Here is an 11,880-nt window from a genome sequence, read left to right as displayed (position 1 = left end):
CAGCTCAGCGGTGCGCGGGGAGCTCGTGGTCGGCGTGCGCGGCCATCTCCAGCTGGAAGGTGGAGTGCTCGACGCTGATCGGGAAGTGGCCGGCCAGGCACGCCTGCAGCTGGTCGAGCAGCTGCGGGGACCGGCCGTCGGAGAAGCAGGAGTCCTCGACGACGACGTGCGCGGTGAGCACCGGCAGGCCGCTGGTGATCTGCGACGCGTGCAGGTCGTGCACCTCCAGGACGTGCGGCAGCGCCATCAGGTGCTTTCGGACCTCGTCGAGGTCCAGCCCCGGTGGCGTGCTCTCCAGCAGCACCGACACGGTCTCTCGCAGCAGCCTGATGGTGCGCGGGACGATCAGCACGGCGATGAACAGGGAGGCGACCGCATCGGCCCGGTGCCAGCCGGTCAGTGCGATGACTCCGGCGGCGACCAGGACGGCGACCGAGCCGAGGGTGTCGTTGAGGACCTCGAGGAACGCGGCGCGCATGTTGACGTTGCTGCTGCGTCCGCCCCTGGTGAGCACGACGATCCCGATCGCGTTGGCGGCCAGGCCGACGGCGCCGAAGACGAGCACGCCGGTGGTGGCGATCTCCGGCGGCTCGAGCAGCCGGCGGATGCCCTCGATGAAGATGTAGGCGCCGACCGCCAGCAGCACCGCGGCCTGCAGGGTGGCGCCGAGCACCTCGGCTCGGCGGTAGCCCCAGGTACGGCGCGCGGTGGCCGGGCGCAGCGCGAGCGTGGCCGCGATCAGCGCGATCACCAGGCCGGCGGCGTCGGTGAACATGTGCCCCGCGTCGGCCAGCAGCGCGAGGCTGCCGGTCACCAGCGCACCGACCACCTCGACGACCAGCACGGTGGCGGTGAGTGCCAGCACGATCGCCAGGCGGCGCCGGTCGCCACCGCGGTCGCCGGCGTGATCGTGCCCGTGGGCGTGGCCGCCGCTCATCGGCCCGCCCCTTCCTCGTCGAGGTCATGTCCATCGTCTTCGACGAGTTCACCCTCCCACGCTTCCCGGCCCTCGTGGATGGCGAAGGCGGCGATGACGAACCCGGCGACCGGGTCGAGCCAGGCAGCGCCCGTGAGGGCGTAGAGGGCCAGCCCGCCGAGGGTGGAGATGCTGAGCAGCACGCAGATCTTCGTCTCGGCGGCGTCGGCGAGGATCAGCGGGTCACCACCGAGCGCCGACCCGACGCGACGCTTGGCGCGGGCCAGCAGCGGCATGACCACGATGGACGCAGCGAGCAGGACCAGCCCGACGGTCGACGTGTTCGGCTCCTCGTCGTCGAGCAGGCTGCGCACCCCCTCGACGGCGACGTACGCGGCCAGGACGAAGAAGGTGACCGCGACGGCCTTGAGCGCGCGGCGCTCCTTCTGCTCGTCGGTGCTGCCGTGCCGCAGCCGGGCCGACAGCCGTAGCCCGACGAGGATCGCGGCGAGAGACTCGATGCCGGAGTCGACGCCGAACCCGACGAGGGAGACCAGCCCGGCGAGCAGGCCGGCGGTGATGGCGATGGCCCCTTCGGCGACGTTGTAGACCACGGTGAACTGCGCGAGGCGCAAGCCACGGCGGGTCAGCCGTTCGGTGTCGGCATCGGTCAGGGCGGTCGGCTGGCCGCTCACGCGGGGAGCCTCTCGGCGGACACGGTGCGGGGTAGTCGGCCGATGCCGGGCAGGAAGCGGGCGGCGGGGGCGACGGTGGTCACGGCCCGACCGTCTCCCCGTAGGCGGGGCACAGCACGACTGCGTCGCCGGTGGCGGCCAGCAACTGCTCGGCGGCGGCCAGCAGCTCCAGCAGCTGCGGCGCAGTCGTCAGCGACCACATCGAGGCGCGTCCCTGCGGCCGGGAGCTCACGAGCCCGCAGTCGCGCAGACAGGCCAGGTGCGCCGACACGGTCGACTGGGCCAGGCCCAGGTGCTCGGTCAGCTCCATCACCTTGTGCTCGCCGAGGGCCAGGTGCCGCACGATCGCCAGCCGGGTCGGGTCGCCCAGGCTGCGGAACATGCACGCCGCCGCGGACAGCGCTGCGGACTCGTCCACCGGAGGGGTGCTGCCCCCCGTCGTCGCCACCGCCGCGACATCGGCTCTACTCATCGCCATCCGGCGATGATAGCGCCACCGACCTTCCACGCTCGACGGGCGGGAGCGTCGCGGACCCGGCCGGTGCGCTGCACGTGCGGGGGGCAACCCCGGCGGCGCCGACAGGCACCCGCCGGGCAGGTTCCTGCACGGCACATGTCCGACCTGCCGGAAGCGGTGACCAGCGCTAGCCTTCGCGCCACGTCGTCCCCGGCCGGAGGTGGGCCCGTGCCCGGATCCATCGTCGTAGGTCTCGACGGCAGCGAGGCGAGCATCCGCGCCGCCGACGCCGCCGCCGACGCCGCCCGCCACCACGGGCTGCGCCTGGTCTTCGCCTGCGTCGTCCCGTGGTCCCCGTACTCGTTCACCACGGCGGAGGAGAACGAGCGCCGCTCGGTGGAGAAGGCGCGCGAGGAGGCCGCCGCGCGCGACCGCGTGCTGGACCCGGTGGTCACCCGGCTGTCCGCCGCCGGAGACCTGGACGTGTCGGGGATCGTCCGGCACGGCCACCCCGCGGAGACGCTGGTGAGCGTCGCCCGGGAACACGATGCGGCCTGGATCACCGTCGGTCGCGTCGGGCAGAGCCGGGTGCGCACCCTGCTCTTCGGCTCGACGCCGAGCAGCCTGATCCAGCTCTCCCCCGTCCCCGTCCTGGTGGTGCCGTGATGCAGACAGTTCTCGCCGCCACGTTCGACGAGCAGGTCGACAGCTGGTTCGCGCCGATCTCCGAACGGATCACCTCGGTCGTCTTCTACGCCGTCCCCCTGGACTTCATCGACGAGGGCGTGGTGCTGCCGCTCATCGTGGTGTGGCTGGTGATCGCCGGGTTCTTCTTCACCATCTACCTGCGCGGTTTCCAGTTCCGGGCGTTCAAGCACGCGATCCGGCTCACCCGCGGCGACTACAACGACCCCCGGGACGCCGGCGAGGTGACGCACTTCCAAGCCCTGGCGACGGCGGTCTCGGGCACCGTCGGCCTCGGCAACATCGCCGGGGTCGCGGTGGCGATCTCGCTCGGCGGACCGGGTGCCACGCTGTGGATGATCATCGCCGGGCTGGTCGGCATGTGCACCAAGGGCGTGGAGTGCACCCTCGGCGTGAAGTACCGCAACGTCTACGCCGACGGCCGGGTGTCCGGCGGCCCGATGTACTACCTGACCAAGGGGCTCAAGGAGAAGAACCCGCGGCTGGGCACCTTCGGCAAGGTCCTCGCCGTCCTGTTCTGCGTCTTCACCCTCGGTGGGGCCGTCGGCGGCGGGAACATGTTCCAGGCCAACCAGGCGTTCAGCCAGGCCCAGTCGGTGACCGGAGGGGCCGACGGCCCTCTGGGCGGCGGCGCCGCCGGGGCCATCTTCGGGCTGGTGATGGCCCTGTTCGTCGGCGCGGTGATCATCGGCGGCATCCGCAGCATCGCCCGGGTCACCGACAAGCTCGTCCCCTTCATGGCGATCTTCTACGTGCTCGCCTGCCTGACCGTCCTGTTCGCCAACTTCACCGAGATCCCGGACGCGCTGTGGGCGATCGTCTCCCAGGCCTTCTCCCCGGAGGCCGGGTTCGGCGGCGTCGTCGGTGTGCTGATCCAGGGCTTCCGGCGGGCGGCCTTCAGCAACGAGGCCGGGCTGGGGTCGGCGGCCATCGCCCACTCCGCGGTGAAGACCAGCGAGCCGGCGACGGAGGGGCACGTCGCCGTCCTGGAGCCCTTCATCGACACCGTCGTCATCTGCACCATGACGGCCCTGGCCATCGTCATCACCGGCACGTACGCCGACGAGGCCAGCGCGCCGGGCGTGCAGACCACCTCGGCGGCCTTCGAGTCGGTGGTCGACTGGTTCCCGATCGTCCTGGCGATCGCGGTCATCCTCTTCGCCTACTCGACGATGCTCGCCTGGAGCTACTACGGCCTGAAGGCCGCGACCTACCTCTTCGGCGAATCGATGCTGGTGGACCGCACGTGGAAGCTGATCTTCTGCCTCTTCGTGATCATCGGCGCCTCGTCGACGCTGGACGCCGTGATCGGCTTCTCCGACAGCATGATCTTCCTGATGTCGCTGCCCAACATCATCGGGCTGTACATCCTGGCCCGGGTCGTCAAGCGCGAGCTCTACGGCTACCGCGCCCGGCTGGAGACCGGCGAGATCCTGCCGGTCGCCGAACGGACCTGATGACCTCGGCCGTCGCCGAGGCCTGCCTACCGCCCAGGCATAGGAGGCTATGCACCCGGATCGAGGGCCCCGACCATAGGTAAAGCCTCCTATGCCTGGGGGTGGAGTGCTCGGGGGTCAGGGAGGCGTCAATGCCTCGACGATCGCCATCCAGTGCTGCAGGTGCGGTCCGGCGCGTGGGGCGTCGGGCTGCAGCGTGTACGTCAGCGCCTGGCCCCGCATGGACGTGAGCAGCACCTGGTACACCGCCTCGGCCTGCGGGTGCCGGGCCACCCGCTCCCCGAACACCTCCATCGTCAGACCCCGCAGCTGCGCGCCGAGCCGGCGCTCGTGCGGCAGCAGCGCCGTGCGCAGCTCCGGGTCGGTACGGGCCGCCCCCCAGAGCTCCATCGCGGCGATGAACAGCGGTCCGTGGAATCGCTGCCAGATCAGCTCCACGCCCAGCCGGATGCGGGCCGACGGCTCCACCGGGAGATCGGCGGCGGCCTGCCGGACGCTGGCGCTGAACTCCTCGTAGAGGTGGTCGACGGCGGCCAGCATCAGGTCGGCCTTCGACGTGAACTGGTGGGTCAGCGCGCCGCGGGAGACCCCGGCCCGGCGCTGCACCTCCTGCGTGGTCGTGCGCGCGTAGCCGAGCTCGACCAGCGATTCGACGGTGGCCCGCACCAGGGCAGCGCGCGTCACCGCCCGCCGCTCCGCCTGGGTGCGGCGGAGCGGCGGGCGGGACGAGCGCACCGAGATGCCGGTCAGCCCGATGCCCTTTCCGACAGCGAGGCCCGCAGGCTGCCCGCGGGGACGGCCCGCTCGAGGAGGATGGCCGGTGGCCGGAACCGCTCGCCGTAGGTGTCGGCCAGCTCGTCGGCCCGGGCCACGAACCCGGCGACCCCGCCCGCGTACTGGTCGACGTACTGCAGCACGCCGCCGTAGAGCGGCGGGAACCCGATGCCCATGATCGAGCCGATGTTGGCGTCCTCGACCGAGTTGAGCACCTTCTCCTCGACGCAGCGCGCCGTCTCGACCGCCATGGCGAACAGCAGCCGCTCCTGGGCGTCGCGGAACGGCACCGCGTCGCTGGTCGGGAAGAGCTCGGTCAGCCCGGGCCAGATCCGCTTCTCCGGCTGCCAGTCGAAGAACCCCCGGCCGGCGGACTTGCCGGTGCGGCCGTGCTCGACCACCATCCGAAGCACGGCGACCCCCGGGTGGTCGTCGGTGGCGCCGGCCTGGGCCGCCTCGTCGCGGATCTTCAGGGGCAGGGTGAGCGTCACCTCGTCGAGCAGGGTGAGCGGCCCGGCCGGGAAGCCGGCCTGCAACGCGGCCCGCTCGACGCTCATCGGCGCCACGCCCTCGGCCAGCAGGGCGGCGCCCTCCATGACCAGGGTGCCGAAGACCCGGCTGGTGAAGAAGCCCCGGCTGTCCTGGACGACGATCGGCGTCTTGCCGAGCTGCCGGACGACGTCGTAGGCGCGGGCCAGCGCGGCGTCGGACGTCCGCTCCCCCACGATCAGCTCGACCAGCGGCATCTTGTCCACCGGCGAGAAGAAGTGCATGCCCACGACGTCGGCCGGCCGCTGCACCCCCGCGGCGAGGCCGGTGATCGGCAGCGTGCTCGTGTTGGAGGCCAGCAGCGCGCCCGGCAGGGCATGGGCCTCGGCCTCGCTGAGCACCCGGTGCTTGAGCGCGGTGTCCTCGAACACCGCCTCCACGACCACGTCGCAGCCGGCCAGGTCGGCGGCGTCGCCGGTGGCGGTGATCCGGGCGAGGAAGGCGTCGGCCTCCTCCTGGGACATGCGGCCGCGCGACACCTGCTTGCCGACGAGCCCGGCGACGTGCGCCCTGCCCTTCTCCGCGGCCTCGACGCCCACGTCCTTGAGCACCACCTCGACGCCGACCTTGGCGAAGGCGTGCGCGATGCCGGCGCCCATCATCCCGGCGCCGAGCACGCCGACCTTGGACGCCACGAACGTCTCCTCGACCAGCGGCCGGGAGCCGCCACCGTTGATCCGGTTCAGGTCGAACCACAGCGCCTGGATCATGTTGGTCGAGATCTGGCCGACCACCAGGTCGACGAAATAGCGGCCCTCGACGGTGAACGCGGTGTCGACGTCGACCTGCAGGCTCTCCACCGCCGCCGAGAGGATCGCGTACGGCGCCGGGTACGGCGCGCCCTTGAGCTGCTTGGTCAGGTTCGCCGGGAACGCCGGCAGGTTCGCGGCCAGCGACGGCGAGGACGGCGTACCGCCGGGCACCTGGTAGCCCGTCACGTCGTAGGGCTGCTGGGCGCCCTCATTCGCCAGCACCCACGCGCGTGCCTTCGCCAGCAGCTCGTCGCGGTCGGCCGCGGTCTCGTGCACCAGGCCGAGCTCCAGCGCCTTGTCGGAGCGGACCTGCTGGCCCTGGAGGAGCAGCTCGAGCAGCGCCGTCGTCAGGCCGAGCAGCCGGACCGAGCGGACGATCCCGCCGCCACCGGGCAGCAGGCCGAGGGTCACCTCGGGGAAGCCCAGCTTGACCTTCGGGTCGTCGAGGACGACGCGGTGGTGGCAGGCCAGGGCGATCTCCAGGCCCCCGCCGAGGGCGGCGCCGTTGACGGCCGCCGCGACCGGGATGCCCAGGGTCTCCAGCCGGCGCAGCTGGCCCTTCACCCGCGTGACCTGCGCGAGGACGTCGCCCCGCATCTCCGGCGTCGCCTGGATCAGGCTGCCCAGGTTCCCGCCCGCGAAGAAGGTCTTCTTCGCGCTGGTCAGGACGACCCCGCGGATCGAGCCCTTCTCGCGCTCCAGCCGGTCGATGGTCTCACCCATGGACCGCACGTACGCGTCGTTCATGGTGTTCGCCGACGACGACGGGTCGTCGAGGGTGAGGACGACGACGCCGTCGGCGTCGGACTCCCAGCGGATGGTGCTGTCGCTCATCGGGGTGCTCCTCAGACTCGCTCGACGACGGTGGCGATGCCCATGCCGCCGCCGACGCACAGGGTGGCCAGGCCGTAGCGCAGGTCGCGCCGCTCGAGCTCGTCGACGAGCGAGCCCAGGATCATGGCGCCGGTGGCGCCCAGCGGGTGCCCCATCGAGATGGCGCCGCCGTTGACGTTGACCTGCTCGTGGTCGAAGCCGGTGTCGGCCATGAACTCAGGACGACGGCGGCGAATGCCTCGTTCATCTCGACCAGGTCGATGTCGTCGACGCTCAGGCCGGCCTTGGCCAGCGCCTTGTGGGTGGCCGGCGCGGGGCCGGTCAGCATGATGACCGGGTCGCTGCCGGACACGGCGGTGCTGACGATGCGGGCCCGCGGGGTGAGCCCGTGGCGGGTGCCGGCCTCCTCGGTGCCGACGACGACCAGCGCGGCGCCGTCGACGATGCCGCTGGAGTTGCCGGCCGTGTGCACGTGGTCGATCCGCTCGACCCAGTGGTACTTGTTCAGCGCCACGGCGTCGAAGCCGCCCATGTCCCCGATGCCGGCGAACGCCGAGGGCAGGGCGGCGAGCGACTCCACCGTGGTGCCGGGGCGGACCAGCTCGTCGGTGTCGAGGACGACGGTGCCGTTCTGGTCCGTCACCGGGACGACCGATCGCTCGAAGTAGCCGTTGGACCAGGCCTTGGCCGCGCGGGCGTGCGACTCGGCGGCGTAGGCGTCGACGTCCTCCCGGCTCCAGCCGGCGAGGGTGGCGATGAGGTCCGCGCCGATGCCCTGCGGCACGAAGCCGGTCCGCGCCGCGGTCTCCGGGTCCATCGGCCAGGCCCCTCCGTCGGAGCCCATGGGCACGCGCGACATCGACTCGACGCCACCGGCGAGCACCAGGTCCTCGAAACCCGAGCGCACCTTCTGCGCGGCCAGGTTGACCGCCTCCAGGCCGCTGGCACAGAACCGGTTGATCTGGACGCCCGCCACGGTGTCGGGCAGCCCGGCGGCCAGTGCGGCGGTCCGGGCGATGACCGCCCCCTGCTCGCCGACCGGCGAGACGACGCCGAGCACGATGTCGTCGACCAGCGCGGGGTCGAGCTGCGGGTTGCGGCGGCGGACCTCGTCGATGAGTCCGGTGGTCAGGCTGATCGGCTTGACCGAGTGCAGCCCGCCGGTCCGCTTGCCCTTGCCGCGCGGGGTGCGCACGGCGTCGTAGATGAATGCCTCGGTGGACATGCTCGTCCTCTCGGGTCCTCGGGGTGGGAAGGGTCAGACGCCGAGCGAGCGACCGACGATCTCCTTCATGATCTCGGTCGTCCCGCCGTAGATGGTCTGGATGCGCGAGTCGAGGAAGGCCTTGGCCACCGGGTACTCGAGCATGTAGCCGTAGCCGCCGTGCAGCTGCAGGCAGCGGTCGACGACGCGCTTCTGCAGCTCGGTCGTCCACCACTTGGCCATCGCGGCGTCCTCGACGGTGAACCGGCCGGCGTTGTGCTCACCGATCGCCTTCTCGAGGTAGGTCTCGGCGATCGAGACCTCGGTGTGCATCTCGGCCAGCTCGAACCGGGTGTTCTGGAACGACCCGATGGGCTTGCCGAACGCGGTGCGGTCCTTGCAGTACTGGACGGTCAGGTCGAGCACGATCCGGGCGGAGGCGACGGCGCCCGCGGCGATGGAGAGCCGTTCCTGCGGCAGGTTCTCCATGAGGTGGAAGAAGCCGTGCCCCTCGGTGCCGAGCAGGTTGGCGGCGGGCACCCGGACGTCCTCGAAGAACAGCTCGGCCGTGTCCTGGGCCTTGAGCCCGACCTTGTCCAGGTTCCGGCCGCGCTCGAAGCCGGGCATCCCGCGCTCGACGACCAGCAGCGAGAAGCCGCGGGCCCCGGCCTCCGGATCGGTGCGGGCGACGACGATGACCAGGTCGGCGTTGATGCCGTTGGTGATGAACGTCTTCGACCCGTTCAGCACCCATTCGTCGCCGTCCCGGCGGGCCGTCGTCCGCAGACCCTGCAGGTCGGAGCCCGCGCCCGGCTCCGTCATGGCGATCGCGGTGATGCTCGCGCCGCTGACGACGCCCGGCAGCCAGCGCCGCTTCTGCTCCTCGGTGGTGAGGGAGATGAGGTACGGCGCGACGACGTCGTTCTGCAGGGTGAACCCGAGGCCGCTGGCCCCCACCCGGCTGATCTCGGCGGAGAGGATCGCGTTGTAGCGGAAGTCGGTGACCCCGCCTCCGCCGTACTCCTCGGGGACGTCCATGCCGAGCAGCCCCTGCTCGCCGGCCTTGAGCCAGACCGACCGGTCGACGACCCCGGCCTCCTCCCACGCGGCGTGGTGCGGAACCACCTCCTTGGCCAGGAAGTCCCGCAGCATCGCGCGGAACGACTCGTGCTCGGCCTCGTAGAGCGCGGACTGCACAGCCACCTCCGGGTGGTCGGATGATCTCCCGGCGGTCAGCGCGCGGGAAACCTGAACATACAGACCGATCGTTCTGTATCTTCGCGATCCAGGTCACGCCCGATGCACCACCGAGGGAGCCCCTGTGCAGGAGTACTCCACGCCCACCGCATTCGAGATCCCGGCATCCGCCGCACTGACCGATGCGGTCACCGACAACGCCGGCGACACCCCGGAACAGGTCGCCTTCAGCCGCAACGTCGACGGCCGCTGGATGCCGGTGACCAGCCGGGAGTTCGCCGCGCAGGTCTCCGCACTGGCCCGCGGGATGGTCGCGGCCGGGGTCCGGGCGGGCGACCGGGTCGGCATCATGAGCCGCACCCGCTACGAGTGGACGCTGGCCGACTACGCCGTCTGGACCGCCGGCGGGGTGTCCGTGCCCATCTACGAGACGTCGTCGGCCGAGCAGGCGCAGTGGATCCTGTCCGACTCCGGGGCGGTGGCCGTGGTGGTCGAGAACGCGGCACACCGGTCGATGATCGGCTCGGTGCGCGACCGGCTGCCCGACCTCCGGGACGTCTGGGACATCGAGGCCGGCGACCTGGACACGGTCGCCGCCGCCGGCGCCGAGGTGCCGGTCGAGGAGCTCGCCGGGCGCCGCAGCACCCTGACGGCCGACACGCTCGCCACGATCATCTACACCTCCGGCACGACCGGGCGGCCCAAAGGCTGCGAGCTGACCCACGGCAACCTGCTGTACGTCGCCGAACTGGCCCCTCAGGTCATCCCGGCGATGGCGGCGAAGGACGCCAGCTCACTGCTGTTCCTGCCCCTGGCGCACGTCTTCGCGCGGATCATCCAGATCGGCTGCGTGCAGAACGGCGCACGGCTCGGCCACACCCCCGACCTCGCCTCGCTGCTGGCCGACCTCGGCACCTTCCAGCCGACCTTCCTGGTCGCGGTGCCCCGCGTCTTCGAGAAGGTCTACAACGGCGCACGGCAGAAGGCGCACGCCGGCGGCAAGGGTGGGATCTTCGACCGCGCCGAGCGGGTGGCGGTCGCCTGGTCGAAGGCGCAGGACAGCGGCGGGGCAGGCCTCGGGCTCAACCTGCAGCACAAGCTGTTCGACACCCTGGTCTACGGCAAGCTGCGGGCGGCGATGGGCGGCAAGGTGGAGTACGCGCTGTCGGGCGGGGCACCTCTCGGCGAGCGGCTGGGCCACTTCTTCCGCGGCATCGGCGTCACCATCCTCGAGGGCTACGGGCTGACCGAGACCACCGGGCCGAGCACGGTCAGCGGCCCGGACGCGATGAAGGTGGGCACGGTCGGCCGGCCGGCCCCGGGGTCCGCGGTACGCATCGCCGAGCACGGCGAGATCCAGGTGCGCGGCCCCCAGGTGTTCCGGGGGTACTGGAACAACCCCGAGGCCACCGCCGAGACGATGCGCGACGGCTGGTTCGCCACCGGCGACCTCGGCGTCATCGACGACGAGGGCTACGTGACGATCACCGGCCGGATCAAGGAGATCATCGTGACCTCCGGCGGGAAGAACGTCTCCCCCGCCGTCCTGGAGGACAAGATCCGGGCGCACCCCCTGGTCAGCCAGTGCATCGTGGTCGGCGACAACCGCCCGTTCATCGGCTGCCTCGTCACGCTCGACGCCGAGGCGCTGCCCGGCTGGCTGGAGACCAAGGGCCGGGCGACGGACACCCCGATGGCACAGCTGGTGGACGACCCGGAGGTGGTGGCGGAGATCCAGGCTGCCGTGGACCGGGCGAACGAGCAGGTGTCCAAGGCGGAGTCGATCAAGTCCTTCGCCATCCTCCCGGTCGAGTGGACGGTCGAGGGTGGCCAGCTGACGCCCTCGCTGAAGCTGAAGCGCTCGGTGGTGATGAAGGAGTTCGCCGGCGAGGTGGAGAAGATCTACGCCCACTGACCCGCTCGGCACCACGGGGCCCGTCCGCGGCTGCGGACGGGCCCCCGTCGCTCCATTCCGGAACAGGTGGGACCGGTGTGACGGGTGCGGCCGACACGTGCCCGGCGGTGGTGGCGGAAGGGACGGAAGGCTCGGACTCTGGTCGGCATGACCACCGTCTACGCGTACGGCACGGCACACGCGGTCCTCATGGTCGGCTCTTTCGGCGCGGAGGGCCTCACGCCGCGGCAGATCGGCCCGGCCCACGCCACCATCGGCCGGGTGAACGGGCAGAGCCGCAAGGCACTGTGCGGCGCCTACGTCTCGATCGACGAGCAGGTGTCCTGGCCCCCGGACGGCTACGAGGACCACCAGCTCTGCCCGAACTGCGCCACGCTCGCCGCCCTCTGAGCCCCGCCCCTCAGGCAAAGGAAGCTATGCCTACG

10 protein-coding genes and 1 pseudogene are annotated in these 11,880 nt (G+C 71.6%); 4 read left to right on the top strand and 7 right to left on the bottom strand.

Annotation, left to right across the window (positions count from 1 at the left end):
• Positions 1 to 4 precede the first annotated feature (4 nt).
• The 3 genes from BLASA_RS05680 to BLASA_RS05670 form a co-directional block, all read right to left on the bottom strand.
• Positions 5 to 937, bottom strand: a complete 933-nt coding sequence (locus BLASA_RS05680) for a cation diffusion facilitator family transporter (protein WP_014375082.1) — start codon at positions 935 to 937, stop codon at positions 5 to 7.
• A complete protein-coding gene (locus BLASA_RS05675) occupies positions 934 to 1,611 on the bottom strand; it encodes a cation diffusion facilitator family transporter (protein ID WP_014375081.1) in 678 nt (225 codons plus the stop codon). The genes BLASA_RS05680 and BLASA_RS05675 overlap by 4 nt, the downstream gene beginning before the upstream one ends.
• Before the next feature lie 79 nt (positions 1,612 to 1,690).
• Positions 1,691 to 2,089, bottom strand: a complete 399-nt coding sequence (locus BLASA_RS05670; RefSeq protein WP_014375080.1) for an ArsR/SmtB family transcription factor — start codon at positions 2,087 to 2,089, stop codon at positions 1,691 to 1,693.
• 207 nt (positions 2,090 to 2,296) lie between these two features.
• Here BLASA_RS05670 and BLASA_RS05665 point away from each other — a divergent pair, with 207 nt between their 5' ends.
• Together BLASA_RS05665 and BLASA_RS05660 are read left to right on the top strand one after the other, a co-directional pair.
• Entirely contained in the window at positions 2,297 to 2,734 is a 438-nt protein-coding gene (locus BLASA_RS05665; RefSeq protein ID WP_014375079.1) for a universal stress protein, read from the top strand.
• Positions 2,734 to 4,230, top strand: a complete 1,497-nt coding sequence (locus BLASA_RS05660; protein WP_051004838.1) for an alanine/glycine:cation symporter family protein — start codon at positions 2,734 to 2,736, stop codon at positions 4,228 to 4,230. Before BLASA_RS05665 ends, BLASA_RS05660 begins: the two co-directional genes overlap by 1 nt.
• 117 nt (positions 4,231 to 4,347) lie before the next feature.
• On the opposite strand, the gene BLASA_RS05655 is transcribed toward BLASA_RS05660, so the two are convergent.
• The 4 genes and pseudogenes from BLASA_RS05655 to BLASA_RS05640 form a co-directional block, all read right to left on the bottom strand.
• Positions 4,348 to 4,914 (bottom strand): TetR/AcrR family transcriptional regulator, encoded by a 567-nt coding sequence (locus tag BLASA_RS05655; protein ID WP_051004835.1) that lies wholly within the window; start codon positions 4,912 to 4,914, stop codon positions 4,348 to 4,350.
• Between the two features lie 62 nt (positions 4,915 to 4,976).
• Positions 4,977 to 7,139 carry a 3-hydroxyacyl-CoA dehydrogenase NAD-binding domain-containing protein gene (locus BLASA_RS05650; RefSeq protein WP_014375076.1) on the bottom strand — a complete coding sequence of 721 codons (2,163 nt, stop codon included), beginning with the start codon at positions 7,137 to 7,139 and terminating at the stop codon, positions 4,977 to 4,979.
• An 11-nt stretch (positions 7,140 to 7,150) separates the two neighbouring features.
• Positions 7,151 to 8,364: pseudogene (locus tag BLASA_RS05645) on the bottom strand (acetyl-CoA C-acetyltransferase).
• 33 nt (positions 8,365 to 8,397) lie between these two features.
• Positions 8,398 to 9,546 (bottom strand): acyl-CoA dehydrogenase family protein, encoded by a 1,149-nt coding sequence (locus BLASA_RS05640; protein ID WP_231839555.1) that lies wholly within the window; start codon positions 9,544 to 9,546, stop codon positions 8,398 to 8,400.
• Positions 9,547 to 9,664: 118 nt separating this feature from the next.
• On the opposite strand from BLASA_RS05640, the gene BLASA_RS05635 reads away from it, so the two are divergent.
• Positions 9,665 to 11,455 (top strand): AMP-dependent synthetase/ligase, encoded by a 1,791-nt coding sequence (locus BLASA_RS05635; RefSeq protein ID WP_014375074.1) that lies wholly within the window; start codon positions 9,665 to 9,667, stop codon positions 11,453 to 11,455.
• 147 nt (positions 11,456 to 11,602) lie between these two features.
• A complete protein-coding gene (locus BLASA_RS05630) occupies positions 11,603 to 11,845 on the top strand; it encodes a hypothetical protein (RefSeq protein WP_014375073.1) in 243 nt (80 codons plus the stop codon).
• Positions 11,846 to 11,880: the final 35 nt, after the last annotated feature.

Origin of the sequence: Blastococcus saxobsidens DD2 (genome assembly GCF_000284015.1) — a bacterium.
Classification (GTDB): Bacteria; Actinomycetota; Actinomycetes; order Mycobacteriales; family Geodermatophilaceae; genus Blastococcus; species Blastococcus saxobsidens_A.
The sequence above is the reverse complement of the archived record's forward strand: the minus strand, read 5'-3'. Positions and strand labels throughout refer to the sequence as shown.

Bases quoted from the DNA above. Each gene is read 5' to 3' on its own strand.
- BLASA_RS05670 (WP_014375080.1), bottom strand. From the start codon at position 2,089: ATGGCGATGAGTAGAGCCGATGTCGCGGCGGTGGCGACGACGGGGGGC.
- BLASA_RS05650 (WP_014375076.1), bottom strand. From the start codon at position 7,139: ATGAGCGACAGCACCATCCGCTGGGAGTCCGACGCCGACGGCGTCGTC.
- BLASA_RS05660 (WP_051004838.1), top strand. From the start codon at position 2,734: ATGCAGACAGTTCTCGCCGCCACGTTCGACGAGCAGGTCGACAGCTGG.
- BLASA_RS05630 (WP_014375073.1), top strand. From the start codon at position 11,603: ATGACCACCGTCTACGCGTACGGCACGGCACACGCGGTCCTCATGGTC.
- BLASA_RS05680 (WP_014375082.1), bottom strand. From the start codon at position 937: ATGAGCGGCGGCCACGCCCACGGGCACGATCACGCCGGCGACCGCGGT.